Source organism: Arthrobacter sp. D5-1 (assembly GCF_017357425.1).
Lineage (GTDB): Bacteria > Actinomycetota > Actinomycetes > Actinomycetales > Micrococcaceae > Arthrobacter.
Window position 1 is genome coordinate 2,979,234 of the sequence record NZ_CP014571.1, and the last position, 25,199, is coordinate 3,004,432.

The 25,199-nt window shown below is 63.1% G+C and carries 20 protein-coding genes and 1 tRNA gene; 9 read left to right on the plus strand and 12 right to left on the minus strand.

Annotation, left to right across the window (positions count from 1 at the left end; translation table 11 throughout):
* Positions 1-102: 102 nt before the first annotated feature.
* The 11 genes from AYX22_RS13605 to argS form a co-directional block, all read right to left on the minus strand.
* On the minus strand, positions 103-1,059 hold the full coding sequence (locus tag AYX22_RS13605) for a glycosyltransferase (RefSeq protein ID WP_207593905.1): 957 nt from the start codon (positions 1,057-1,059) through the stop codon (positions 103-105).
* Positions 1,060-1,845 carry a WecB/TagA/CpsF family glycosyltransferase gene (locus AYX22_RS13610; protein ID WP_207593906.1) on the minus strand — a complete coding sequence of 262 codons (786 nt, stop codon included), beginning with the start codon at positions 1,843-1,845 and terminating at the stop codon, positions 1,060-1,062.
* Positions 1,842-2,687, minus strand: coding sequence for an L-threonylcarbamoyladenylate synthase (locus tag AYX22_RS13615; protein WP_207593907.1), 846 nt, complete (start codon positions 2,685-2,687; stop codon positions 1,842-1,844). Before AYX22_RS13615 ends, AYX22_RS13610 begins: the two co-directional genes overlap by 4 nt.
* A gap of 12 nt (positions 2,688-2,699) precedes the next feature.
* Complete coding sequence (prmC, locus tag AYX22_RS13620) at positions 2,700-3,572, minus strand: peptide chain release factor N(5)-glutamine methyltransferase (RefSeq protein WP_207593908.1); 873 nt, start codon at positions 3,570-3,572, stop codon at positions 2,700-2,702.
* Positions 3,573-3,605: 33 nt separating this feature from the next.
* Positions 3,606-4,679, minus strand: coding sequence for a peptide chain release factor 1 (prfA, locus tag AYX22_RS13625; protein ID WP_014922181.1), 1,074 nt, complete (start codon positions 4,677-4,679; stop codon positions 3,606-3,608).
* A gap of 252 nt (positions 4,680-4,931) precedes the next feature.
* Entirely contained in the window at positions 4,932-7,100 is a 2,169-nt protein-coding gene (gene rho, locus AYX22_RS13630; protein WP_207593909.1) for a transcription termination factor Rho, read from the minus strand.
* 302 nt (positions 7,101-7,402) lie between these two features.
* Entirely contained in the window at positions 7,403-8,377 is a 975-nt protein-coding gene (gene thrB / locus AYX22_RS13635; RefSeq protein WP_207593910.1) for a homoserine kinase, read from the minus strand.
* Between the two features lie 2 nt (positions 8,378-8,379).
* The gene (thrC, locus tag AYX22_RS13640) at positions 8,380-9,483 is read right to left on the minus strand and encodes a threonine synthase (protein ID WP_207593911.1); all 1,104 of its coding nucleotides are present in this window, start codon (positions 9,481-9,483) and stop codon (positions 8,380-8,382) included.
* The gene (locus AYX22_RS13645; RefSeq protein ID WP_207593912.1) at positions 9,484-10,800 is read right to left on the minus strand and encodes a homoserine dehydrogenase; all 1,317 of its coding nucleotides are present in this window, start codon (positions 10,798-10,800) and stop codon (positions 9,484-9,486) included.
* Positions 10,793-12,265 (minus strand): diaminopimelate decarboxylase, encoded by a 1,473-nt coding sequence (gene lysA / locus AYX22_RS13650; RefSeq protein ID WP_207593913.1) that lies wholly within the window; start codon positions 12,263-12,265, stop codon positions 10,793-10,795. Before lysA ends, AYX22_RS13645 begins: the two co-directional genes overlap by 8 nt.
* Positions 12,266-12,269: 4 nt before the next feature.
* Entirely contained in the window at positions 12,270-13,934 is a 1,665-nt protein-coding gene (gene argS / locus AYX22_RS13655) for an arginine--tRNA ligase (protein WP_207593914.1), read from the minus strand.
* Positions 13,935-14,151: 217 nt separating this feature from the next.
* On the opposite strand from argS, the gene AYX22_RS13660 reads away from it, so the two are divergent.
* The 6 genes from AYX22_RS13660 (at position 14,152) to AYX22_RS13685 (ending at position 18,790) form a co-directional block, all read left to right on the plus strand.
* Positions 14,152-14,643 carry a hypothetical protein gene (locus tag AYX22_RS13660; RefSeq protein ID WP_207593915.1) on the plus strand — a complete coding sequence of 164 codons (492 nt, stop codon included), beginning with the start codon at positions 14,152-14,154 and terminating at the stop codon, positions 14,641-14,643.
* A 4-nt stretch (positions 14,644-14,647) separates the two neighbouring features.
* Positions 14,648-15,520 carry an FAD:protein FMN transferase gene (locus AYX22_RS13665; protein WP_207593916.1) on the plus strand — a complete coding sequence of 291 codons (873 nt, stop codon included), beginning with the start codon at positions 14,648-14,650 and terminating at the stop codon, positions 15,518-15,520.
* Positions 15,517-17,019 (plus strand): FAD-dependent oxidoreductase, encoded by a 1,503-nt coding sequence (locus tag AYX22_RS13670; RefSeq protein WP_207593917.1) that lies wholly within the window; start codon positions 15,517-15,519, stop codon positions 17,017-17,019. Before AYX22_RS13665 ends, AYX22_RS13670 begins: the two co-directional genes overlap by 4 nt.
* A gap of 121 nt (positions 17,020-17,140) precedes the next feature.
* A tRNA-Arg gene (locus AYX22_RS13675) sits at positions 17,141-17,213 on the plus strand.
* A 155-nt stretch (positions 17,214-17,368) separates the two neighbouring features.
* Complete coding sequence (locus AYX22_RS13680; protein ID WP_242703335.1) at positions 17,369-18,409, plus strand: M4 family metallopeptidase; 1,041 nt, start codon at positions 17,369-17,371, stop codon at positions 18,407-18,409.
* 78 nt (positions 18,410-18,487) lie between these two features.
* A complete protein-coding gene (locus AYX22_RS13685; protein ID WP_207593918.1) occupies positions 18,488-18,790 on the plus strand; it encodes a protealysin inhibitor emfourin in 303 nt (100 codons plus the stop codon).
* Positions 18,791-18,819: 29 nt separating this feature from the next.
* Here AYX22_RS13685 and AYX22_RS13690 read toward each other — a convergent pair whose 3' ends face one another.
* Positions 18,820-19,788 carry a helix-turn-helix domain-containing protein gene (locus tag AYX22_RS13690; protein WP_207593919.1) on the minus strand — a complete coding sequence of 323 codons (969 nt, stop codon included), beginning with the start codon at positions 19,786-19,788 and terminating at the stop codon, positions 18,820-18,822.
* An 81-nt stretch (positions 19,789-19,869) separates the two neighbouring features.
* On the opposite strand from AYX22_RS13690, the gene AYX22_RS13695 reads away from it, so the two are divergent.
* The 3 genes from AYX22_RS13695 to hrpA all read left to right on the plus strand — a co-directional run bounded on the left by AYX22_RS13695 (position 19,870) and on the right by hrpA (position 25,193).
* Positions 19,870-20,040, plus strand: coding sequence for a hypothetical protein (locus AYX22_RS13695; protein ID WP_198318235.1), 171 nt, complete (start codon positions 19,870-19,872; stop codon positions 20,038-20,040).
* A 193-nt stretch (positions 20,041-20,233) separates the two neighbouring features.
* Positions 20,234-21,226 carry a WYL domain-containing protein gene (locus AYX22_RS13700; protein WP_207593920.1) on the plus strand — a complete coding sequence of 331 codons (993 nt, stop codon included), beginning with the start codon at positions 20,234-20,236 and terminating at the stop codon, positions 21,224-21,226.
* Positions 21,227-21,239: 13 nt separating this feature from the next.
* Positions 21,240-25,193 carry an ATP-dependent RNA helicase HrpA gene (gene hrpA / locus AYX22_RS13705; protein ID WP_207593921.1) on the plus strand — a complete coding sequence of 1,318 codons (3,954 nt, stop codon included), beginning with the start codon at positions 21,240-21,242 and terminating at the stop codon, positions 25,191-25,193.
* Positions 25,194-25,199 lie beyond the last annotated feature (6 nt).

A 25,199-nucleotide genomic window follows, 5' to 3' on the forward strand; every position in this document is an offset into this window, starting at 1 on the left:
TCTGTGGACTCTAGTCACGATACTAATGCCAATGGACGTGACCACCCTGTGACGCAGCCGCAAGACCCACGCCTGTTTGACCGGGTTTTAGCTGCGCCGCTGTCAGCTGGCAGGCTCTTGGACGTTCCGCAACGCGTAGATTCCCTCAAGCACCTGCGCATTGGAACGCGGTGCTTTGAGGCTGTGGCGCAGGCCCTTGAGAAGCCCGCCCAGCAGTACTTTGCGGTTGGGCGATGCAGCAATGGTGCGGGTCCAGTTGCGCAACGACGCACCGGTGAAAAGTACCTTTTCCCACGGCGCCAAGGCACTGGAACGGGTGTAGACCCACAGCTTGTTCCGAACCTCGTAGTAGAAGCGCGGTCCGGGGTCAGCACCGGCGTCACCAAAGACCTTGGTGTGGTGATTTGCCACCGATGCTTCCGTGGTCAGTGCTGTTCCCCTGCGCGAAACCCTGGCGGTGTACTCAAGGTCGTCGTTCCAGATGAAATAGTCCGCGATGGGAAGGCCGTATTTCCTGATTTCTTCGGCTCGGATCAGGACCGACACGAAGGAAGCGCTGCGGATCTGCGTGGCACCCACACGCGCAGCAGCATTGCGTGCGTTTTCGCTGGCACCCATCCGGGGCCGCATCCGGTTCATGGGGTGGTCACGGCCATCGGTCCAGACAACGCGGCTGGCGATGAAGGCCGGCGTATCTCCTGTTTCCTGCTGATACGCCGTGGAAACATGCAGTGCTTCGGCAAGCGCGCCTGGTTGCGGCTCGGTGTCGTCGTCCATGATCCAGACGTGGTCCGCACCGTGATCCAGCAGGGCGCGCTCCATGCCCACCACAAATCCACCTGCACCGCCCACATTGGCGGTGAGCGTGACGATGTCCGTAGCCAGCGGCCCCTTATACTCCCGCAGGTACTCTGCGGTCCCATCAGTGGAAGCGTTGTCCACCACGACGACGGCGTCCGGAACCCGGGTGCCGGCTGCGATGCCCGCCAGTGTGGTCTGGAGGAGTTCACGCCGGTTATAAGTCACCACGACGGCGACCACAACAGCTTGGGACGTCATTTACTTGCCTTTGGTCTTGGGTGATTGAAAACGGCGCCGGACCAGCAGGCCGGCAAGCTTCCACGGCTCAATGAAAACTCTGTAGGCAACCCGGCCCGGGTGGAGGACCAGACGCCAGGCCCATTCGAGCCCCAGGCGCCCCAGCCAGCGCGGTGCCAGTTTCTGGATACCGGCAACCTGCTCGATCGCGCCTCCAACGGCGCAGTAGGCGGCCGGCGGCAGTTCCCCCAGCCTGCGATGCAGGACATGCTCCTGGAGCGGCATCCCCAGACCCAACAGCACCAGTTGCGGCCGGAACGTGTTCAGCCAGCCCACTACGGCGTCTTCAAGGGCGTCATCCCAACCTTCGCCGGGCATGCCGTCCACCGTGGCGCCGGGAATGATGGACCGCAGGCGGGCCACCGCTTCGGTATTGGCCTCCCTGCCGGCTCCGACCACAGCGACCCGCTGCAATCCGGGAACCTTGCCGAGTTCAGGGATCCAGTCCATGGAACCCAGACGGTACGCCATGGCCCCTTCACCCAAGGGCAGACCTTGCCGCTTCCGGGAAACTCCCCACAGCAACGTGGCGGGGGCTCCATCCAGAAGGACTATGGAGCTTGCTTCGTACAGGGCGCGGACATCCGGACATGAATGAAAAAGCGTGATGCTGTGCAGGTTGTGGCCGAGCACAGTGCTTGTGGTCCCGGCAGCAATCAGCCCGCCCATGGCGTCAATGAGTTCATGGACGCGCAACGGAGTAGCGTCGACGTCGAGGACGGGGACGCGCTGGCGGTCCGGAATCATTCGGACTTGGCTTCTCGTGGGGCCGGCGGCTCCACATGGTCGTCAGGCACCGATTGCTCATCAGGCGTGGCTTCGACGTCGACGACGGCGGCCTCGGTCACCTCAACCGGCGCGTCATCCGCCGTGGGGGTCGCCGCGACAGCAACTGCCTCTTCAGGTTCTTCAACAGCGGCGGGAACAGACTCGCCATAGCCGAGGAGGGTCGGAACGATCGCACGGAGGCTTTCCAAGGAGATGGCTCCTTGGCGCACTACCCGGAACGGGGTGGCAGTTGCGTCCACAATCGTGGACGGCAGCGCGGCAGTACCTTCCACGGGCCGGAATCCGCCCTCAAGGTACACCTCTACGGATTCGGCCAGTTGCATGCGCGCTTCCGCAGCGGTCTGGGCTGCTTCCTGGCCGGTGCGGTTGGCCGATGATACGGCCAGCGGGCCCGTGAGGCCGAGGAGTTCCAAGGCAATCTGGTCATCGGGCATACGCAGGGCAACGGTGCCTTTTGTCTCGCCCAAATCCCAGTCCAACGACGGCTGGGCATGGAGGATCAGGGTCAGTCCACCGGGCCAAAATGCCTGCGCCAGCGCGCGGGCGTCGGCCGGTACGTCCGTGGCCAGGCCATCAAGGGCGTTGATCCGGGGAATCAGCACCGGAGGCGGCATCTGCCGGCTGCGTCCCTTGGAAGCCAGCAACATCGTCACAGCCAGGGGCGAAAAGGCATCCGCGGCAATGCCGTACACAGTGTCCGTCGGCAGCACGATGCACTTCTTTTCGCTGATGGCACGCTGGGCGTGCTGAAGTCCTTCGGCACGCTGGTCATCGGAAGTGCAGTTGTAGGTTGTGGTCACAGCGCTATTCTTTCACTCATCAGGGTCAGTGCTTGCCAGCACCGCGCTGGTGGCACGTTCCTTGCCGTTCAGGTCACAATGCGTGGTGACGTTGTTCCAACGTCCGGAGCGTCGCAGCATCCCGGCGATCCAGCCGGCCTGGACTTCGGCGTGTTCCATTACGAAGTAGCCGCCGGGCTTCAGGAGCCGGGCCGCGGAGGCCGCTGCCGCCGTCGGGAGTTCCATGCCGTCCGCTCCCCCACCGTACAGTGCCTCGGGAGGATCGTGGAGCGCGACTTCAGGTTCTGTGGGTATCGCCTCAGCCGGGATATACGGCGGGTTGGAGACGACGACGTCGAAGGTTCCGTTATGTTCGGGAAGCGCGTCCCTAAGGTCGCCCTGGATGAGGGTGACGCCCAGCGGCTCCAGGTTTTTCGCAGCCCAGGCATGCGCGAAAGTACTGTATTCCACGGCGTGGACGTCAGAGCCCGGTACTTCGTGGGCGATCGAGCCGGCGATCGCACCGGATCCGGTGCCAAGATCCACCACTTTGGGGTTCGGGATTCCTGCCACGTGGTCAATCACCAACTGGACTACCGATTCCGTTTCCGGCCGGGGTATGAAGACACCCGGGCCCACACGCAACTCCAAGTACCGGAAATGGGCGACGCCGGTGATGTGCTGCAGGGGGACGCGGCCGGCCCGCTCCTGCACCAGTTCCCCATAACCATCAGGTGCGGGAGCATCGCCCAACAGCATGGCCCGCAAGCGTCCCAGCCCCACACCCAGCAGGTGTTCGGCCAGCAACTCCGCGTCCACGCGCGGCGAGGGGACACCGGCGTCGGTGAGAACGGCAGTAGCCTCGCGAACCGCGTCCGCGAGGCTCTGGCCTGGGTAAAACGTCATGGATCTACTCTGCTGTTGATATGCGGCAGGGTGCTATTCGCCGATGGCATCCAGGCGTGCTTGCTCGTCCGCCTCAATGGCCGACTGGATCACGGGCTCCAAGTCGCCGTTCATGACGGCGTCAAGGTTGTACGCCTTGTACCCTGTGCGGTGGTCCGCAATGCGGTTTTCAGGGAAGTTGTACGTGCGGATGCGCTCCGAACGGTCCATAGTGCGGATCTGTGACTTCCGCTGCTCCGAGTTGGCGGCGTCGATCTGTTCCTGCTGGTGGGCCAGGAGGCGGGCACGGAGAACCCGCATGCCGGCTTCGCGGTTCTGCAGCTGGGACTTCTCGTTCTGCATGGCCACCACGATGCCCGTGGGCAAGTGAGTGATGCGCACAGCGGAGTCGGTGGTGTTCACGGACTGTCCACCCGGACCAGAGGAACGGTAAACGTCGATCTTGAGATCGTTCTGGTTGATCTCAAGCTCTTCGGGCTCGTCCACTTCAGGGAGTACCAGCACGCCGGCAGCCGAGGTGTGGATACGGCCCTGGGATTCGGTCACGGGAACGCGCTGCACACGGTGCACCCCACCTTCGAATTTCAACCGCGCGAAGACTCCCTGCGCAGGATCGTTCGAGTTGCCCTTGATGGCCACGGCAACGTCCTTGTAGCCACCAAGATCGGATTCGGTGGCCGAAATCATTTCGGTCTTCCATCCCCGCGACTCGGCGTAGCGCATGTACATTCGCAGAAGGTCACCGGCGAACAAGGCAGCTTCGTCACCACCTTCGCCACCCTTGACTTCAAGGATGACGTTGCGGGCATCGTCAGGATCACGAGGGATCAGCAGACGGCGCAGGCGCTCCTGCGCCGCGGGAATCTGCTCCTCCAACTGCACAACCTCGGCAGCGAATTCAGGATCCTCATCAGCCATCTCTTTGGCCGCTTCCAGATCATCATTGAGCCCGCGCCACTTGTTGTACGCCTCCACAATGCCCTGGAGCTGGGCAGACCGCCGCCCCAACTTCCGGGCCGCGGACTGATCGGCATAAACAGCAGGATCACTCAACTGCGCCTGAATAGCAGCGTGCTCATCAAGCAATCCCTGTACGGACTCAAACATTTTCAAACCTCTTTCGACTTCTACAAGTCTAATAACTGCACAGTGGGGTCACGCACAGCCCATCTGGGGCCCGCTGGGCCGTTTCTGACCTCACGTGGTGTCGGGCCAAGGATTCCTTAAACAAAGACCGCTCAAAATATGCCGGCCAGGGAGTGGCTTCGGGCCTGCCGGAGCCGGGTAGCTTCCGATCGTAGATCGGAAGCTACCCGGCGTAGGGGCGGGGCCGGCATATTTTGAGCGGTTAGAGCACAGCTATTTGTCGTTGTCCGACTTCGCTCCGAGTGTCGTCTTCTGAACCTGCATGAGGAACTCGACGTTGCTCTGCGTCTCCCGGATCTTGTTGGTCAGCAGCTCAAGGCTCTGCTGCTGCTCCAGGCCGGAAAGGACGCGGCGCAGCTTCCACATGATCTTGACTTCTTCAGGCGAGAGGAGGTTCTCTTCGCGGCGTGTGCCGGACGCGTTGACGTCCACGGCCGGGAAGATGCGCTTGTCTGCCAGCTGGCGGGACAGGCGGAGCTCCATGTTGCCGGTGCCCTTGAACTCTTCGAAGATGACTTCATCCATCTTGGAGCCGGTCTCCACGAGGGCCGTTGCCAGGATGGTCAGCGAACCGCCGTTTTCGATGTTGCGGGCAGCACCGAAGAAGCGCTTGGGCGGGTACAGGGCTGCGGAGTCCACACCACCGGACAGGATACGGCCCGAGGCCGGTGCTGCCAGGTTGTAGGCGCGGCCCAGGCGGGTCATGGAGTCCAGGAGGACTACAACGTCCATACCCATTTCCACGAGGCGCTTGGCGCGTTCGATGGAAAGTTCGGCAACCGTGGTGTGGTCGTCGGCGGGACGGTCGAAGGTTGAGGCAATGACCTCACCCTTGACGGTGCGCTGCATGTCCGTAACTTCTTCGGGACGTTCGTCAACCAGCACCATCATGAGGTGGACCTCAGGGTTGTTGGTGGTGATTGCATTCGCGATGGACTGCAGGATGAGCGTCTTGCCGGCCTTCGGCGGCGACACGATCAGGCCACGCTGGCCCTTGCCGATCGGGGCCACGAGGTCAATGACACGCGGGCCGATCTTCTTGGGATCAGTCTCAAGGCGGAGGCGCTCGGACGGGTACAGCGGTACGAGCTTGGCGAACTCGACGCGGTCCTTGAGCTCTTCCGGAGTCTTGCCGTTGACGGATGTGACGCGAACCAACGCGTTGAACTTCTGTCGGGCCGACTGCTGGCTGCGGTCTTCGCCGTCACGCGGTGCACGGATGGCGCCGACAACGGCGTCGCCCTTGCGGAGGTTGTACTTCTTGACCTGTGCCAGGGAGACGTAAACGTCGTTCGCCCCGGGGAGGTAGCCGGACGTACGGATGAACGCGTAGTTCTCCAGGACGTCCAGAATGCCGGCTACGGGAAGCAGGACGTCGTCCTCGGTGACCTCGACGTCGTCGACGTCCGGTCCCTGGGCGCGGCCGCGACGACGTTCGTTGCGGTCGCGGAAGCGGTCGCTGCGGGTGTTACCGTCACGGCTGTCCTGACCTCCCCGACGGTCGCTGCGGTCGTTCTGGTCGTTGCGGTCACGACGGTTGCGGCGGTTGCGGCGGTTGCCGGTGTCATCGCCATCGTTGGTGTCTTCACGGCGGCCGCGGGTGTTGTCACGGCGTTCGCGCTGCTCGCCCGAATCCGACTGTTCACGCTGCTCACGCTGTTCGTTGCGGTCGGCGCGCTGCTCACGCTGCTCGGTGCGGTCGGCACGCTGCTCACGCTGTTCCGTGCGGTCAGCACGCTGCTCCGTGCGGTCAGCGCGCTGCTCACGCTGCTCGGCCGCGGGGGCTTCTGCCGCTTCAGCAGGTGCTGCAGCAGCTTCGCCACGGCGGCGGTTGCGGGTGCGCGGCTGGCGACGCTCGGTACCGGACTCAGCCGCTTCAGATGCTGCCGGTGCTTCAGCAACCGGCGCAACTGCGGTTTCAGCGGGCGCAGCAGCGGCCTCAACAGCAGCTACTACACCATCACTGGTGGCGCGGCGGCTACGGCCACGGCCTCGACCGCGGGGGGCTTCCTGGGCCGGAGCCTCGGAGGCAGCATCGGCAACAGCACCGTTTTCGGCAGCCTTAACCTTGGTCTCCCCTGCAGCCTTGGCATCCACGGCCGGAGCTTCCTTGGCCACAGCAGTGGTTCCCTTTGCCGGGGCACTGGCCTTGGCGGGTGCCTTGGTAGTGGAGGTGCCGGCGCGATGGGCGGAAATGGCGGTCACCAGATCCCCCTTACGCATACGCGATCCCCCGGAGATGCCCAACTGGCTCGCGAGAGCCTGAAGCTGGGCGAGCTTAAGGCCTGCAAGGCCGCTGCTCTTGGTGGTTGCTGCTGTTGACGACTCAGCAGCAGAAGATGTTGTGTCCACAGCTGAAGCCAGCTCAGTGGTTTCTGTCACGAAGGATCCTTCCCCCTCGACGGCGTCCAGAGCGAGAGCTGGACGCGATGATTTGTTCTGGGCTGCAGTTCAGATCTGCAGCCGGTGATTTGGGCCGTGCCTGATGGATTGTGGCCAACAGGGCCGGATACTGATCGTCATCACTGGATCCGGTTGCCCGGACTGCCGGCTGTAGGTTCAGGGAACAGAGAGATCTCGGCACCTGAGACTGGCCGGAAAGAGACGACACCACCAACGTTGGCACAGTTGACGAAAGGTACGGCGAAACACCGAGATCCGAAATCAGGGAACTGCCCGCGGCTTTACCGGCGGTGCACTTCCACTCTAGCACCTTGAACGTCCACAGCCAGTGTCAAAACACGCCAGCCAATGTCTGGTGTGTTGGACGCCGTGTAGGACTCAATGAAATCCGCAACAGTGGAGGCTTCACGTTCCCCGTTGGCCAGCACCATCACAGTGGGGCCCGCACCGGAAACAACGGCCGCGTGGCCTGCGGCCCGAAGCGCCGCGATGAGGTCGGCGCTGGGAAGCATAGCCTGTGCACGGTAGCTCTGGTGGAGGTAGTCCTCGGTAGCAGGCAACAGGAAGGCCGGCTGCGCCGTGAGGGCGTGGATCAGCAGGGCGGCGCGTCCGGAATTCATGGCCGCCGCATGATGGCCCACGGAGGCAGGGAGCAAACCGCGTGCCGTCTCCGTGGACAACTCAAAGTCGGGGACGGCGACTACCGGAATGACTGAAGGCGCAACGTCTGCCCTGGTACTGCTGTACTGCTCGCTGTCCTGCCAGGACAGCGCCAGTCCGCCGAAAATGGCCGGTGCGACGTTGTCCGGGTGGCCCTCCATCTCGCTGGTCAGCTGCAAGATCCAATCGCGATCCTTCCGCGATTCCTCCGGTACCAAGGCATTGGCTGCGGTCACCGCCGCCACCACGGCAGAAGCTGAGGATCCGAGGCCACGTCCGTGCGGATTGACGTTGTCCGCAGTGATTTTCAGTCCGGAGTGCTGGTAGCCAAGGCGATCCAGCGCCAGATCAATGGCGCGCACCACGAGGTGGCTGGAATCCCGGGGAAGGGTTTCGGCCCCTTCACCGGAGAGCTCAAACTCGAGCTCTCCGGTGCTGAGGGTTTCCACCGTCAAGGTGTCGTAAATCGACAAGGCCAAGCCGAGGCTGTCGTAGCCGGGGCCCAGGTTGGCGCTTGTACCGGGGACCTTGACGGTCAGCCGCTGGCCTGCCGCGACGAGCGCACGATCAGTCGCGGTGGGCTGCGTTGATTCCACTCTTACTTTTCTTCCAGTCCCAGTTCTGCGGCAACGGTGACGACATCGTTCGGCACCTTGACGGGTTGAACATCGCTGCCATCGTCAGTGCGGAGGGCCCACTGCGGGTCCTTGAGTCCGTGACCGGTAACCGTGATGACGATGGTCTTCCCGGAGGGAACCTCGCCTGCAGCGTGCTTCTTGATGAGGCCTGCGACGCCGGCAGCGGAGCCGGGTTCCACGAAGACGCCCTCCTTGGCGGACAGCCAGCGGTGGGCAGCCAGGATCTCATCATCCGTAACGGCCTCAATCAGGCCACCGGATTCGTCGCGGGCGGCAACAGCGGTGTCCCAGGACGCCGGGTTGCCGATGCGGATGGCAGTCGCGATGGTGTCCGGCTCAGTGATCGGGTGTCCGGCAACAAATGGCGCCGCCCCTGCAGCCTGGAAGCCCCACATGATGGGCGTCTTGGTGGCGACAGCCGCCAAGGTCCCGTTGGCGGTCTCGAAGGGCGCGGAATATTCCTTGTAGCCCTTCCAGTAGGCGCTGATGTTGCCGGCATTACCGACAGGCAGAACATGGATGTCAGGAGCATCGCCGAGTGAGTCGACGATTTCGAAGGCACCGGTCTTCTGGCCCTGGATACGGGCGGGGTTGACGGAGTTCACCAGGAACACCGGGTAGGACTCACCCAGTTTGCGGGCAATGTCCAGGCAGTTGTCGAAGTTGCCGTCAACCTGCAGCAAGGTGGCGCCGTGCGCGATCGCCTGGCTCAATTTGCCCATGGAGATCTTGCCTTCGGGAACCAAAACGGCACACTTCAGCCCGGCCGCAGTGGCGTAGGCAGCTGCCGAGGCAGAGGTGTTACCGGTGGACGCACAGACCACTGCCTTGGCCCCGGCTTCAACTGCTGCCGTCATGGCCATGGTCATGCCACGGTCCTTGAAGGAACCCGTGGGGTTCATGCCTTCAACCTTCAGGTACACCTCTGAACCGGTGAGCTCGGAGAGCTGCCGTGCATGGACCAGGGGCGTGCCGCCCTCGCCGAGGGTAATGACCTTGGTGGCTTCCGTTACGGGCAAACGATCAGCGTATTCGCGGATTACTCCGCGCCATTGGTGAGCCACTTAGACCCCTTCTACCCGCAGTACGGATGTCACAGAATTGATGACGTCCAGGCCCTTGACGGCCTCGACGGTTGCTGCGAGTGCAGCTTCGGATGCACGGTGCGTCACGATCTTCAGCTCAGCCGATTCAACGTTCGACTCTGCGTCGCGGTGGATCGTCTGCCGCATGATCTCGATGGAGACACCGTTTTCCGCAAAGATGTGCGCAATCCGCGCCAATACGCCGGCTTGGTCAGCTACGTCCAATCCGATGTAGTAGCTGGTGTTGGATGCGTCGATGGCCAGCGCCGGGACGTGCCCCGTGGTGGTTTCCGTGCGGCCCGGGCCACCAAGGACCAGGCGCCGCGCTGCGGAGACGAGGTCACCAAGTACGGCAGAGGCGGTAGGAGTTCCGCCTGCACCCTGCCCGTAGAACATCAGTTCGCCGGCGTTCTCCGCCTCGATGAAGACTGCGTTGAAGGCGCCGCGGACGGCGGCCAGCGGGTGTTCCCGCGGCAGCAGTGTGGGGTGGACCCGCACTGAGATGCCGCCGCCGTTTTCTGCTGAGTCGATCTTCTCGGCAATCGCCAAGAGCTTGATGACGAATCCGGCTTCCTTGGCAGAGGCGATGTCCGCCGCGCTGACCTTGGTGATGCCTTCGCAGTAGACATCGTCCAGGGAAAAGCGTGTGTGGAAGGACAGGGAGGCCAGAATGGCTGCCTTCGCCGCGGCGTCGTGTCCTTCGATGTCGGCAGTGGGATCCGCTTCGGCGTATCCGAGCCGCTGGGCTTCGGCCAGTGCGTCAGAGAACTGGGCACCGGTGGTGTCCATCTGGTCAAGGATGAAGTTGGTGGTGCCGTTGACGATGCCCAGGACCCTGGTGATGCGATCGCCGGACAGGCTGTCGCGGATGGGGCGCAGGATGGGGATGGCACCTGCTACCGCGGCTTCGTAAGACAACTGGACACCGGCTTTGTCAGCCTCTTCGTACAGGGTGGGGCCGTCCTGCGCGAGCAGGGCCTTGTTGCCGGTGACAACACATGCGCCGTTCTGGATGGCCGTAAGGATCAACGAACGTGCTGGCTCAATGCCTCCCATGAGTTCGATGACCAGGTCTGCATCCTTGACCAGGGTGTCGGCATCCGTGGTGAAAAGTTCACGCGGCAGTTCGACGTCACGCGGGGCATCGATGGTGCGTACGGCGATGCCCGAAAGTTCGAGGCGGGCGCCGCTGCGGGCGGCCAGGGCGTCGGCGTCGTCAATCAGAATCCGCGCGACCTGGGCCCCAACGTTGCCACAGCCCAGCAGGGCCACCTTCAAGGTTCGCACTTCAGACATTCGCCACTCCCATGTCGCGGTTCAAGAGATCTTCTTCGGTTTCCCCGCGGACAATCAGCCGGACAGCTCCGTCGCGTACAGCGACAACGCCAGGCCTTGCCAGGTAGTTGTAGTTGCTGGAGAGGGCCCAGCAGTAGGCGCCGGTACCCGGTACTGCGAGCAAATCACCGGCTGCCACATCCGCGGGCAGATATACATCTCTAACAACTATGTCGCCGCTCTCGCAATGTTTGCCCACTACGCGGGACAGCTGGGGAGCCGCAGAGGAGTCACGGGAAGCCAGAATCGCCGAATAATCCGCGTCGTACAGCACCGGACGGGCGTTATCGCTCATGCCGCCGTCCACTGACACATAACGGCGTGGATACGTAACGTTCTTTTGACCGTCCTCACCATCAGGGGCGTCAACCCGCACGGTTTTGAGGGTGCCTACTTCATAAAGCGTGAACGTGGTGCTGCCTACGATCGCCCGTCCGGGTTCGATGGAGATGCGCGGCGGCGTGATGTCCAACCTGGCGCATGTGGAACGCACGACGGCGGCCATCGCCTCCGCGATCTCGGCCGGTGGGCGGGGTGTGTCCACCGGGGTGTACGCGATGCCATAGCCACCCCCGAGGTCCAGTTCCGGCAGGACAATGGAGTACTTGGTCTGCATGGCCGCGAGGAAACCCAGGAGCTTCTCCGCAGCGACGGCAAAACCATCCGGCTCAAAGATCTGCGAGCCGATGTGGCAGTGCAGGCCGAGCAGTTCGACGCTTGAGTAGGAGGTGGCTGCTGCCACAGCTTCCTCGGCTGCCGAAAGACCAGCTTCCTCGGTGGAGTCTTCCGCCATGGAGAGGCCAAATTTCTGGTCCTCGTGTGCGGTGGCGATGAACTCGTGGGTATGCGCGTGCACACCAGGTGTCAGGCGCAGCATGACCTTGGCAACCTCGGCGCGGCCGGAAGCTATTTTGGCAACCCGCTCGAGTTCATCGAGGCTGTCCACCACGATCCTGCCCAGCTTCATGTCCAGGGCGCGGTTGATCTCCGCGTCCGACTTGTTGTTGCCATGCAACCCCAGATTGGAGCCGTCAATTCCCGCACGTGCAGCGACAGCTAGTTCGCCGCCGGAACAGGTATCCAGGCGCAGGCCCTCTTCCGCTACCCAGCTTGCCACGGCGGTGCACAGGAAGGACTTCCCTGCGTAGTAGACGTCCACTCCCCCGCAAATATCGGCGAAGGCGGCGTCGAAGGCATCCTTGAATGCCCTTGCACGGGAGCGGAAGTCCGATTCGCTCATGACAAACAGTGGAGTTCCGAACTGTTCCTTGAGCTCACTGACGGAAAAACCGTCAACTGTGACCTCACCGGCGTCGTTCTTTCCAACTCCGGCCGCCCACAGGGGTTCCTGCAGTGCGTTGAGGTCCTCAGGTACTGCCAACCATTCGGGAGCGAGCGGAGAAGCGTGATCAGCTGCTGTGTTCATTGCCCTACATCCGTTCCGGCGCCGAAACGCCCAGCAGTTCGAGTCCGTTGGCAAGTACCTGGCTGGTGGCGTCATTGAGCCACAGGCGCGTGCGGTTCACATCAAGGACGGGATCGTCACCCTGCGGCGACACCCGGCAGGCGTCATACCAGCGGTGGTAGGCCCCGGCAATGACTTCAAGGTGGCGGGCCACACGGTGCGGCTCGCGCAGCTCAGCAGCCTTGGCCACGATGGACGGGTAGCTGCCCAGATAGGACAGCAGCTCGTTTTCCGTGGCGTGGTCCAGGAGCGATGCGTCGAATGCATCCACTCCATCAACCTGGCGTTCTACACCGGCTTCGGCAGCGTTGCGTGCCGTGCCGCGGGACCGCGCGTGGGCATACTGCACGTAAAATACCGGGTTCTCGTTGCTGTGCTTCTTCAGCAACTCCGGATCCAGCGTCAGCGGCGAGTCGGCCGGGAAACGGGCCAGGGAGTAGCGCACGGCATCCTTGCCCAGCCAGGAAATGAGGTCCTTGAGCTCAATGATGTTGCCCGCACGCTTGGACAGCTTTGCGCCGTTTACCGAGACCAGTTGGCCGATGAGAACCTCGATGTTGGCCTCGGGATCATCGCCCGCGCAGGCCGCAATGGCCTTCAGACGGTTGATGTAGCCGTGATGGTCGGCGCCGAGCAGGTAGATCTTCTCAGTGAAACCACGGTCCTTCTTGGAAAGGTAGTAGGCAGCGTCCGCGGCGAAGTAGGTCGGTTCGCCATTGGCGCGGATCATCACGCGGTCTTTGTCGTCACCGAAGTCGGTGGTGCGCAGCCACACGGCACCACCGTCGTCAAAGACGTGGCCCTGCTCGCGAAGGCGGGCAACAGCGGATTCGATCGCACCGGCGTCGTGCAGTTCCTTCTCCGAGAAGAAGACGTCGAACTCCACGCCGAAGTCCGCCAGGGTCGTTTTGATGTCCGCCATCTGTGCCTCATAGGCAGCCGAACGGATCACAGGGAGGGCGGCCTCGTCCGTCAGTTCCCGGATGCCGGGGTGGGCCTTCAGGACTTCGTCGCCGAGCTCTCGGATGTATTCACCCGGATAGCCGCCCTCAGGGACGCCGCGGCCGTGCAGCCGGGCAAGGACAGAGTTGGCGAAGACATTCATCTGCGAGCCGGCGTCGTTGATGTAGTACTCAGCGGTGACGTTTGCACCGGAGGCGCGCAGGACCCTGGCGATCGCATCGCCCAAGGCTGCCCAACGGGTGTGCCCAATGTGCAACGGTCCTGTGGGGTTCGCGGACACGAATTCCATGTTGACCACGCGTCCCGCGAGCGCCTGGTTGGTGCCGTAGCTGGATCCGGCCTCAACGATGGCCTTTGCCAAGGCACCGGCGGTGGCGGCGTCCACTGTGATGTTCAGGAAGCCGGGACCGGCTATTTCCACCCCTGTGACACCGGGGATGCCCTGGAGGTGATTGCTGAGGATCCCGGCAAATTCGCGCGGATTCATCCCGGCCTGCTTGGAGAGTTGCAGGGCGATGTTGGTGGCCCAGTCTCCATGATCCCGGTTCTTTGGTCGCTCCACTCGCACGGAATCGGGCACGGCAGATTCCGTCAAGGTAATTTCGCCGGTAGAGACGGCGTCCTTAAGGCAGGCGGATATGGCAGCAGAGAGTTCTTCGGGAGTCACGCATCTAGCCTACCGGGGGCCCGCAAAGTCGCGGAATTGAGGGTCGCTTATGTGGACAATGTGGACACAGCCAACGCACAGGAACGTATATCGGGCGCCACAGACTGAACCATTACGCTGAATTCAACGTTGTGAAGACGTAGGAGGTGGCCTCGTCCGTCATCCCGCGAGTACCAATCCCATGACCATTTCTTGTCCAGTTGAAACGAGCAGAACCATGACTACGCCACTCCGCAAGAGCATTTACTCCGGAATTGCCGGCCTTTCACTCATTGGTGCCGTGGCGGGCTGCGCGCCGTCTGCGCAGTCCCCCTCCGCTGAATCCACGCCGGCTGCCGAGAATGGCGGCCAGGCCAGCACGTCCAGCCCCACCTCTTCCTCTACCGCGTCCGGCTCCACTGCCGCGGGCACCTCGGTATACAAGGACGGAACCTACAGCGCCGACGGCACGTACACCTCGCCCAATGGCCAGGAGACCGTGGGCGTGGAATTGACGCTTGCCGGTGACCGGGTGTCCGCGGTCAACATCACCACGCACCCTTCGAACCCCAACACCAAGAAGTTCCAAGGCGAGTTCGCCAGCGGCATTTCGGCGCAGATTGTTGGCAAGAACATCGACGAACTCAATGTCTCCAAGGTGGCTGGTTCCTCCTTGACGTCCGGCGGGTTCAACGATGCCGTGAAGCAGATCAAGTCACAGGCCAAGTAGCACCATGCCGCACGCGGACTGGAGCTCCTTCAGTTTTGACGGCATCGGGACGCGGTGGGAGATTTCGACGCCGGAGGCGCTGGCACCCGCGGTGCGGCACCAACTGCTGGAAACAGTCGGTGACTATGACGCGACGTATTCGCGGTTCAGGCCGGACTCCCTGGTGTCCGGCCTGTCCCGCGAACCCGGCAGGATTACCTTGCCCGGGCATGCCGTAGCCCTCCATGAGGTCTACGCCGCCCTGTATCGGCTCAGCGGGGGCGCCATGACCCCCCTCATCGGCAGCAGTCTGGAAAGGCTTGGCTACGATCCGGGTTACACGTTGGCCCCCTCCGGAGATCCCCTGGCCCCGCCACGCTGGGAAGACGTCCTTGAGTGGACAGATACGGCACTGACCGTCACCGAAGCAGTGGTCCTGGACATTGGGGCTGCGGGGAAGGGGCAGTTGGTGGACCTGCTGGGCGGGATCCTGCAGTCAACCGGCCATTCTGAATTCCTGGTGGATGGGAGCGGCGACATGCTCCATGCGGGCACCCACCCTGTGATGGTCGCCTTGGAACATCCCTATAATCCCGGCCAGGCCATAGGCACTGTTGAGCTCCATAATTCAGCCCTCTGCGCTTCGGCTTCCAACCGGCGCGCCTGGGGCGATGGCCTGCACCACGTCCTGGACGGGACTACAGGCCGGCCCATCCACACCATGGTGGCTACCTGGACCATGGCTGCGAGCGCATTGGTGGCGGATGCGTTGGCCACTGCCTTGTTCATGCTTGAACCGGCCCAGTTGCAGGAGGAGTTCGATTTCTCCTGGCTCAGGGTGTCCTCCAGTGGTGCCGCCACATTTTCGCACCGTTTCGAGGGGAGACTGTTCACATGATTGCCGCTAAGTCCCGCGTAGACACCTGGTTGGGCCGCTTCACGATGTACCGCTTGATTCTGTGGGTGCTGGGTGCGCTCGTGGCCTACAGCATGCTCCTCAACATTCTGGGCTGGCTGACGTTCGGCCTCCCCGAGATGCTGGTGCATCTGGCGCTCTGCCTGACGGTAACGTACGCGTCCAACCGACTGCTGGCGTTGATCTTCCGCCTCCAGCCGCACACGGAGTCCTCCCTGATTACGGGATTGCTGCTCTATTTCCTGTTCTGGCCCGCCTTCGGAGTCACTGACATGACAGGCGTGGCCCTGGCCTGCGTGGTGGCCAGCGTCTCCAAATATGCGCTGGCCTTCCGTGGGCGTCACATCTTTAATCCGGCCGCGGCCGGGGCGTTCGTCACTGGCCTGACCGGGTTGAACATCGCCACGTGGTGGGCTGCGACCCCGGCAATGCTGTGGCTCCTGGTTCCCGGCGTGCTGGCTGTGCTGTACCGCACGCGAAAGATGTTGATGGCGACGGTCTTCCTGGTGGTGGCTGCCGGCATCATCACTGTGGAGCTCCTGAGCCGCAGCATGAGCTTCGGACAGGCACTGTGGCAGTCCTTGGCGCAGAGGCCTCTGCTGTTTTTCGTGGGCTTCATGCTCTCGGAGCCGCTCACCCTCCCTCCCCGCCGCTGGCAGCAGTTGGCGCTTGCCGGTGTGGTGGGTGTTGTGTTTGCGGTTCCATATAACTTCGGCTTTGTTGCCAACTCCCCCGAACTCGCTTTGTTGCTGGGCAACCTCCTGGCCTTCTTCCTGGGCCAGCGTGGCGGGGTGGAACTGACGTTCAAAGGTTCGCGTGCCCTGACCCCGGGCAGCACGGAGTTCAGGTTTGAGCCACAGCGCCCGGTGCGGTTTGCTGCAGGCCAGTACATGGAGCTCAACCTGCCGCACCGGGCTTCCGACGGCAAGGGCCGCCGGCGGGTCTTCAGTATCACCAGTGCCCCGGGCGCCCCGGAAGTGACCTTTGGAGTTGGCACGGCCGAGCCGCTGTCCACGGCAAAGAAGGCGTTGCTGGCTTTGAAACCCGGCGACAAACTCTCTGCCACGGCCGTAGGCGGGGACTTTGTTCTACCGCACGACGCCGGCAAACCGGTCCTGCTTATCGCTGCAGGAATCGGCATTACGCCGTTCCTCTCGCACCTGTCCGCTGACGCCGCGCCCCGCGACACCGTGGTGATGTACCTCGCCAAAGGTCGCGATGAGTTGGCCGGCGTGGAGCAGCTGGAAGCCTCCGGGGCCAGGGTGATCGCCAGGCTGGCGGACGGTTCCGCTCCCCCGGCGTTCATGGTCGACGCCGGTGCCGCCAGAATCGACGCGGAACGCCTTAAGGAGTTGGTCCCCGACATTGCCGATCGCGAAGTTTTCGTTTCCGGCTCACCAGCGAGCGTTGATTCGCTGCGTGCCGCTGCCCGCACTGCAGGGGCGCGCCGTATCCACGTCGATTCGTTCGCCGGGTACTGATGCGAAGGGCCGGTCCGGTGGTCCAGTGCGGGGATTGCCGCCGGTGGGTCGGGTTTTCATTTGCGGCGCAGTGACTGCTAAGCTCTAGGACGTCCCACCGGCAACGGAGGGAACCCTGGATGCCCTCGTAGCTCAGGGGATAGAGCGTCTGCCTCCGGAGCAGAAGGCCGTAGGTTCGAATCCTATCGAGGGCACAACGAATACCCCGCCAGTGAACTGGCGGGGTATTTTTGTGTTCCGGTGCCGGCTATCAGTTCGGGGCTTGCCGGACGTTCACCGCGATATTGTCGGGGGCTGCTTTTAGGCTGAATCCAGTTGGTCTTTCCGATAGCCAAAGGGGTTTGCCGTGATGTGTTCGATCGTTCCTCCGTACATGCTTCGCAGGATTGCCGCCCAGAGCGAGCCACGGCTGCGGGCCGTGGCCAGGGCGGCAAAGGAGTCGCTGCTGCACATCAAAGACCTGCAGGCCATCCGCACAGCGCCCATCCCTGCGGCGCCGCCCAGTGCCCGCCAGGCAAAGCCGGGCCCGCCCAAGCGGACCATTTTCGATGCCGAATCCACGGAGACCTTGCCCGGCCGTGTTGTCCGTAAGGAAGGCGCCGGGCCTGTCGGGGACATGGCGGCGGATGAGGCCTACGACGGCCTTGGCAGCACACACCGCCTGTATGGGGAAATCTTCGGCAGGGACTCCATCGATGATGCGGGCCTCGCCCTCGATGCCACTGTCCACTACGGAAAGCTCTACGACAACGCCTTTTGGGACGGATCGCAAATGGTCTTTGGCGATGGCGACGGCCAGATCTTCCAACGCTTCACCAAGTCCGTCAGTGTCATCGGCCACGAACTCGCCCACGGGGTGACCCAATACACGGCCAATCTTGCCTACCGGAACCAGGCCGGTGCACTCAACGAGTCCATGTCTGACGTCTTCGGTGTCCTCGTGGAGCAGTACCTGAAGCAGGAGACTGCGTCGAAAGCCAGCTGGCTCATCGGTGAGGGTCTCTTCACGGACCAGGTCCAAGGCGCTGCCCTGCGCTCCATGAAGGCGCCGGGCACCGCTTACGACGACGACGTCCTCGGCAAGGATCCCCAGCCGGACTCCATGGACACCTACGTGCGCACCAGCGCGGACAACGGTGGGGTGCACATCAACTCCGGCATCCCCAACAAGGCTTTCTACGTGGTGGCCTCGGAACTCGGTGGCAATGCGTGGGAGGCGCCCGGCCAGATTTGGTACGGTACATTGACCAGCGGCTCCCTCCCCGCGACCTGCACCTTTGGAAAGTTCGCGAAGACCACCGTGGCCACCGCCGGGGAACTTTTCGGATCCGGTTCCGCGGAGCATGACGCCGTCCTCAAGGCGTGGGAGACTGTGAAGGTCAAGGTTTAGTCGGTCGGCGGACCGGACAGCTTGGTGCGGTCCCGCTGGCTGGCTGACGAGGAAAAGTCGAACGAGAAGCAGCCGGCCATGAAGATCACCGTCCAACGCAGTGGGGGAATTGCAGCGATGACGCGCGTCTGGAGCGTGGACGCAGTCTCCCCCGATGACAAGGAACGGTGGGTTCCCATGGTTGAGGCTTGCCCATGGGAGGAAGCCAAGAGCCAGTCACGGGCGGCCAACCAACCGGACAGGTTCATGTACTCCATCAGGGCAGGCCAACGCCGGGCCACCCTCCCGGACCGCGCCGTCACCGGGCCTTGGCAGGAACTGGTGGAATGTGCCAAAGCCGAGGGCTCTGAGTCCCGCGGCCGCCTGGGAGGCAGACGCTGACAGCCAAGGGCGTAGAACGCAGCGCGTCCCTAAATAGCCTCCGCCAACTGCCCACGGAAAGCACGGCGATAACTCTGCGGGCTGGTATCCAGCACCTTGGTGAAATGGTGGCGGAGCAGCACAGAATGTCCGAACCCCGCTTCCCTGGCAATTTCGTCGATGTTCAGCTCTGTGGTCTCCAGGAGTTCCTGGGCCCTGAGCACCCGCTGCGAGTTCAGCCAGGCAGCCGGAGTAGTTCCCGTCTCTGCCCTGAAGCGGCGGGCGAAGGTCCTCGGTGACATGTGGAGGCGGGCCGCCAACTCGTTCACGCTGTGTTCCTCGTCGAGGTGCTCAACCATCCACCGGAGGAGTTCCTCCATGGGCGCGGATCCGCATCGCGGCATGGGCCGGTCAATGAACTGGGCCTGGCCGCCATCGCGGTGCGGCGGAACCACCATGTCCCGGGCAATGGCGGCAGCTACGTTGGCTCCCAACTCGACCCGAACCAAGTGGAGGCAGGCGTCGATGCCGGCCGCCGTGCCTGCGCTGGTAATGATGGTTCCATCCTGCACATAAAGGACGTTCTCGTCCACGATGGCCCCGGGGTATCGGCTGGACAGATCCTGTGAATAGTGCCAATGCGTGGTGCACCGACGCCCTTCCAGCAATCCAGCACGGGCCAGGGCGTAGGCCCCGGAGCAGATGGACATCACCCATGCGCCCCGTGCGTGGGCTGCCCGCAGAGCGTCCAGGACCGATTCGGGGACGTCCCGGTCCCGGCCGAAAGGCGCCATGATGACGAGGTCCGCATCGGCGGCTGCTTCCAAGCCCAGGTTGACGTGGAGGGACAGCCCGGACTTCATGCGGATATCCCCCGGCTCCGGCGCGCATACCCGGAAGTCGAAGGCCGGAACTCCTACGCCCCGATCCGATCTGTCAATGCCGAAAACTTCGAAAGCCGTGCCAAATTCGAAGATCGAGAAGTCGGGAACAACGATCACCGCCACTGATTTCAACATATCTCCAGTGTGGCAGAAAATTATCTAAATGGGGCATTTCTGCCACTGTTTCTTGACCTTCCACAGGAGCAGGCTGGAGGCATGGAAATCTTCGGAATCATCCTCTTCATAGTCCTCATCACCGCCGTCGCGGCCACTGTTTCAGCCTTGCTGAAGGATGGCCGCGGCCATAACCCGCCCATCCAGTCCAAGGAGCCCTGGAGCGCTTTCGACGCTCCCAGCACCCCGTACTGGAACCCCCGCATCTACTAGGACATGCAGGCTCACTGCACACCTTCGTCAAAACCAACCCCACCAGCCAACGCCGGCAACCCACATTGTCCACCCGACGCCCGCCCGTTCACGGAATTTTGCGCAGATTCCCCGAACGGCGGGCGTCTTTCTGCCTGCCACAGGTAGTGGAACTGTCGTCCGTGCCGAAGCGACATGGACTAGATTCACTTGCATGATCCAAACCTCTGCCCGCCTCCTCCAGCTGTTGTCACTGTTGCAGGTGCGCCGGGAATGGACAGGTCCGGCTCTGGCGGACCGCATGGGCGTCACCGAACGGACCGTGCGCCGCGATGTCGACAAGCTCCGTAACCTGGGATACCCCATCCATGCGTCCCCGGGGATCGCAGGCGGTTACCAACTGGGGGCCGGTGCGCAGCTGCCGCCCCTGCTGCTGGACGACAACGAAGCCCTGGCAGTTGCACTGGGGTTGAACTCCGTAGCTGCGGGACCCGTCGCCGGCATTGGCGAGGCCTCCGTTCGTGCCCTGGCAAAACTGGAACAAGTATTGCCTTCCCGGCTGCGCCCGAAGTTCGCCATGCTGAAAGCAGCAGTCACCACCCTTCCCAGCAACGCGGCCACGGTTGACCCGCAACAGCTGACGGTGGTTTCAGCCGCGATATCGGACAGGCGCCAGATCTCTTTTGATTACGTCAAGTCCGACGGTGAATCGGCACGCCGCCTCGTGGAACCCTACCGGCTGGTGGACACCGGCCGTCGTTGGTACCTGGTCGCCTGGGATGTGGAACGGGACGACTGGCGGACCTTCCGCGCGGATCGTTTTGCTTCCCTGCCGTCCGAACGCAAAAAGTACCTGCCCCGCCCCTTGCCTGCCGAAGACCTTGCAGCCTACGTGCAGCAGTCCATCACCCGTTCCCCCTACAGGTTCGACGTCGTGGTGCGGCTCCGCGCGCCGCTCGCGGAGGTGGCCGCCGTCGTCAGTTCACAGTACGCGACGCTGGCCGCTGACGGTCCGGCAGCAACCATCCTCCGTTCCGGGTGGGACAACCTTGCTGCACCGGCCGCTTACCTTGCCGCACTGGACATGGACTTCGAGATCCTGGAACCGGAGGAGTTCAGGTCATTCGCCCGCCATCTCTCCCACCGGCTCACCGCGGCGGCGGGGACTGTGACGGACACAGCGGACGGGGAACCGCGGCCACAGTAGACTGGCAGCAGCCATGACACTTCATATTTCCTACCCCGCTGAGCTGCCCGTATCCGAGCGCCGCGAGGATCTGATGGCGGCCATTGCCGCAAACCAGGTGACCATCATCGCCGGCGAGACCGGTTCCGGTAAGACCACCCAGATCCCCAAGATGTGCCTCGAACTTGGCCTTGGAGACAAGGGCCTGATCGGGCATACCCAGCCGCGCCGCCTGGCAGCCCGTACTGTCGCAGAACGCATTGCCTCGGAACTGGACGTTGAGATCGGCCAGGAGGTGGGCTTCCAGGTCCGCTTCACCGGTGAGGTCAGTGCGTCAACCAAGATCAAGCTGATGACCGACGGCATCCTCCTCGCGGAGATCCAAAGGGACAAGCTGCTGCGCAAATACAGCACCATCATCATCGACGAAGCCCATGAGCGCAGCCTCAACATCGACTTCATCCTGGGTTACATCAAGCGCATCCTCCCCCAGCGCCCGGACCTCAAGATCATCATCACCTCGGCCACCATCGATCCCCAGCGCTTTGCCAAGCACTTCGGGAGTGAGGAAGCCCCAGCGCCCATCATTGAAGTTTCCGGCCGGACGTATCCGGTGGAGATCCGCTACCGGCCGCTGTCCCAGCCTGCCGGTGGGGATGAGGACACCTCTGACGATGAACTCGAAGAGGACCGGGATCCCCTGGATGCGGTGTGCGACGCAGTGGACGAGCTCGCCAAGGAAGCTCCCGGCGACATCCTGATCTTCTTCTCCGGTGAACGCGAAATCCGCGACGCCGCCGAGGCCATTAACGGCCGCATCCAGAGCAACCGCCGCCTCGCCGGGACCGAAGTACTGCCGCTTTTTGCGCGGCTGAGCCTGCAGGAGCAGCACCGGGTCTTCAATCCGGGGGGCAAACGGCGCATCATCCTGGCTACCAACGTTGCTGAGACGTCGCTGACCGTCCCGGGCATCAAGTACGTGATCGACACCGGCACCGCACGTATTTCGCGCTACTCCCACCGGACCAAAGTCCAGCGCCTGCCGATCGAGCGCGTCTCCCAGGCGTCGGCCAACCAACGCTCAGGCCGTTGCGGGCGCGTGTCCGAAGGCATCGCCATCCGTTTGTACTCAGAGGAGGACTTTGAGTCGCGTCCGCTGTTTACGGACCCGGAAATCCTTCGAACCAACCTCGCCGCGGTCATCCTCCAGATGACCGCCATGGGCGTTGCCCGCAGTCCCAAGGACGTGGAGAACTTCCCCTTTGTGGAGCCACCGGATTCCAGGGCAATCAACGACGGCGTGACGCTCCTGCGCGAACTCGGTGCCTTGAGTTCGCCCAAGTCAGGAGACGCAGGAGCGGGTGGCCGCGGCGGCAGCGGCCTCACCGCCGTGGGACAGAAACTGGCCCAACTGCCCGTTGATCCCCGGCTTGGCCGCATGATCGTTGAGGCAGGCAAGCGTGGCTGCGTCCGCGAAGTCATGATCCTGGCCGCTGCGCTCACCATCCAGGACCCCCGCGAAAGGCCGACGGACAAGCAGCAGCTGGCCTCGGAAAAGCACGCACGCTTCCGCGATGAGATCTCGGATTTTACGGGCTTCCTCAACCTGTGGAACTACATCCAGGAAAAGCAACGCGAGCTGTCCTCCACCCAGTTCCGCAAGCTCTGCCGCAACGAGTTCATCAACTATCTGCGGGTCCGCGAGTGGCAGGACCTCTTCACCCAGCTCCGGCAGCTGGCCAAGCCACTGGGCATCGCGCTGGACAACAAGCGTGAAGCCGATCCTGTGGGCAACTACGAGGGCATCCACATCAGCCTGCTCTCGGGGTTGCTGAGCCACATTGGGCTCCTCGATGAGCGCAAGCGCGAATACGCCGGTGCGCGTGGCAGCCGCTTCGCCATCTTCCCCGGTTCGGCCTTGTTCAAGAAGTCTCCGGCTTTTGTCATGGCAGCGGAACTGGTGGAAACCAGCCGCCTGTGGGCCAGGGTCGCCGCCAAGTTCGATCCCCTGTGGGCTGAACAGGTAGCGCCCGACCTGGTGAAGCGGTCCTACAGCGAACCTCACTGGTCCTCACGGCAAGGCGCCGTCATGGCCCACGAGAAGGTCACCCTTTACGGTGTCCCGATCATTCCCAACCGCAGGGTCAACTACGGACGGGTTGATCCGGAGCTCTCCCGCGAACTGTTTATCCGGCACGCGCTGGTGGAGGGCGAGTGGAAGACCCATCACAAGTTCTTCCACCGCAACCGTGCCCTGCTCCAGGAAATCGAAGAGCTCGAGACCCGCATGCGGCGCCGCGACATCCTGGTGGACGACCAAACGCTCTTCGAGTTCTACGACGCACGCGTGGGCAAGGAAGTGGTCTCCGAGAGGCACTTTGATAAGTGGTGGAAGGACGCCCGTCAGGCCGATCCCACGCTGTTGGACTTCGACCAATCCCTGCTGATGAGCGAAGATGCAGATGACTTGGACGACTCCGCCTATCCGAAGACCTGGATGCACAAGGGATTCGAGCTCCCCTTGAGCTACGAGTTCCATCCCGTGGCGCCAGGGTCGGCGCCCAACCCATCGGACGGCGTCACTGCCGAGGTTCCCGTGTTGTTCCTCAACCAGCTGGACGACGCCCCGTTCCGTTGGCAGATTCCGGGCCAGCGGGTAGAGCTTGTCACTGCCCTGATCAAGTCGCTGCCCAAACAGGTGCGGAAGAACTTCGTCCCGGCCCCGGATGTGGCCCGGCAGGCAACCGCGGCACTGGAAACGGACTTCGACCCCGCAACCGATGAGCTGGAGCCTTCCTTGGAACTGGTGCTCCGCCGGCTCCGCGGACACGTCATACCGCCCGGTTCCTGGAACTGGAATGCCGTACCGCCGCACCTGCGCGTGAGTTTCAAGGTGGTGGACAGCAAGGGCAAAATCCTGGACGAAGGCAAGGACCTCGCTGAACTCCAGGAAAAGCTTGCCCCCGCCACTCGCCGCGCCATCGCCGAATCCCTCGGCGCCACCCCAGCCACCACGGCACCGGCCAAGGCCGGTAAGGGAGCGGGTGCCTCTGGCCTGGCGAACGGTCAAGGGGCTGCGGCCAAGGCTTCGTCCACCGGCAATCCCGACGGCGTAGTAGCCGAACGCAGCGGAATCACTGAGTGGGACTTCGGCACCGTGGAACGGCAGGTAACACGTACCGTCAAGGGCCACGCCGTCACCGGCTTCCCGGCGGTGGTCGATGAAGGCAAGTCCGTGGCCCTTCGGGTCTTCCAGACCAAGGCCGAACAGGAGGCCGCCATGCGTGGCGGCGTCATCAGGCTTCTGGCACTGCGGATTCCGCCTCCTGACCGCTACGTGCTGGAGCATCTCAGCAATATGGAAAAGCTGACCTTCAGCCAGAATCCGCACGGATCTGTCAGTGCCCTTATCGCGGACTGCGCCCTGGCCGCCATCGACAAACTGACGCCCCAGAACCTGCCGTGGGACAGGAAGTCCTTCGATGCGTTGTATGAAGTAGTCCGTGCGGAACTGATCGACACCGTGTTTACGGTGACTGCCGTCGTCGAACGCGTTCTGGCAAGTACGCGGCGCATCCAAAAGGCGCTGAAGTCCAACGCCAGCCTGCCGCTGATCAGCGCCCTCAACGACATGAAGTCCCAGCTGGAGCAGTTGGTCTTTCCTGGCTTTGTGGCACAGACGGGCTACGCACAGCTCAGCCAGTTGCCGCGATACTTGCAGGCGATCGAAAAGCGGCTCGAAAAGCTCCCCGGCAACGTGCAGCGGGACAGCTTGAACATGGCGATCGTGCAAGCGCTGGAGGATGACTATGACGATGCGGTGTCCGCCCTTCTGCCCGGACGACGCGCAGGCACTGAGTTAACCCGGGTGCGCTGGATGATCGAAGAACTGCGGGTCAGCCTCTTCGCCGTAGAACTCGGAACCGCCTACTCCGTCTCGGAGAAACGCATCCGTACGGTGCTGAACCAGGCGCTCGCCCCGGCCTAGCATCGG

Bases quoted from the DNA above. Each gene is read 5' to 3' on its own strand.
- AYX22_RS13605 (WP_207593905.1), bottom strand. From the start codon at position 1,059: ATGACGTCCCAAGCTGTTGTGGTCGCCGTCGTGGTGACTTATAACCGG.
- AYX22_RS13610 (WP_207593906.1), bottom strand. From the start codon at position 1,845: ATGATTCCGGACCGCCAGCGCGTCCCCGTCCTCGACGTCGACGCTACT.
- prmC (WP_207593908.1), bottom strand. From the start codon at position 3,572: ATGACGTTTTACCCAGGCCAGAGCCTCGCGGACGCGGTTCGCGAGGCT.
- prfA (WP_014922181.1), bottom strand. From the start codon at position 4,679: ATGTTTGAGTCCGTACAGGGATTGCTTGATGAGCACGCTGCTATTCAG.
- AYX22_RS13645 (WP_207593912.1), bottom strand. From the start codon at position 10,800: ATGTCTGAAGTGCGAACCTTGAAGGTGGCCCTGCTGGGCTGTGGCAAC.
- lysA (WP_207593913.1), bottom strand. From the start codon at position 12,265: ATGAACACAGCAGCTGATCACGCTTCTCCGCTCGCTCCCGAATGGTTG.
- AYX22_RS13660 (WP_207593915.1), top strand. From the start codon at position 14,152: ATGACTACGCCACTCCGCAAGAGCATTTACTCCGGAATTGCCGGCCTT.
- AYX22_RS13665 (WP_207593916.1), top strand. From the start codon at position 14,648: ATGCCGCACGCGGACTGGAGCTCCTTCAGTTTTGACGGCATCGGGACG.
- AYX22_RS13670 (WP_207593917.1), top strand. From the start codon at position 15,517: ATGATTGCCGCTAAGTCCCGCGTAGACACCTGGTTGGGCCGCTTCACG.
- AYX22_RS13680 (WP_242703335.1), top strand. From the start codon at position 17,369: ATGTGTTCGATCGTTCCTCCGTACATGCTTCGCAGGATTGCCGCCCAG.
- AYX22_RS13685 (WP_207593918.1), top strand. From the start codon at position 18,488: ATGAAGATCACCGTCCAACGCAGTGGGGGAATTGCAGCGATGACGCGC.
- AYX22_RS13690 (WP_207593919.1), bottom strand. From the start codon at position 19,788: ATGTTGAAATCAGTGGCGGTGATCGTTGTTCCCGACTTCTCGATCTTC.
- AYX22_RS13695 (WP_198318235.1), top strand. From the start codon at position 19,870: ATGGAAATCTTCGGAATCATCCTCTTCATAGTCCTCATCACCGCCGTC.
- AYX22_RS13700 (WP_207593920.1), top strand. From the start codon at position 20,234: ATGATCCAAACCTCTGCCCGCCTCCTCCAGCTGTTGTCACTGTTGCAG.
- hrpA (WP_207593921.1), top strand. From the start codon at position 21,240: ATGACACTTCATATTTCCTACCCCGCTGAGCTGCCCGTATCCGAGCGC.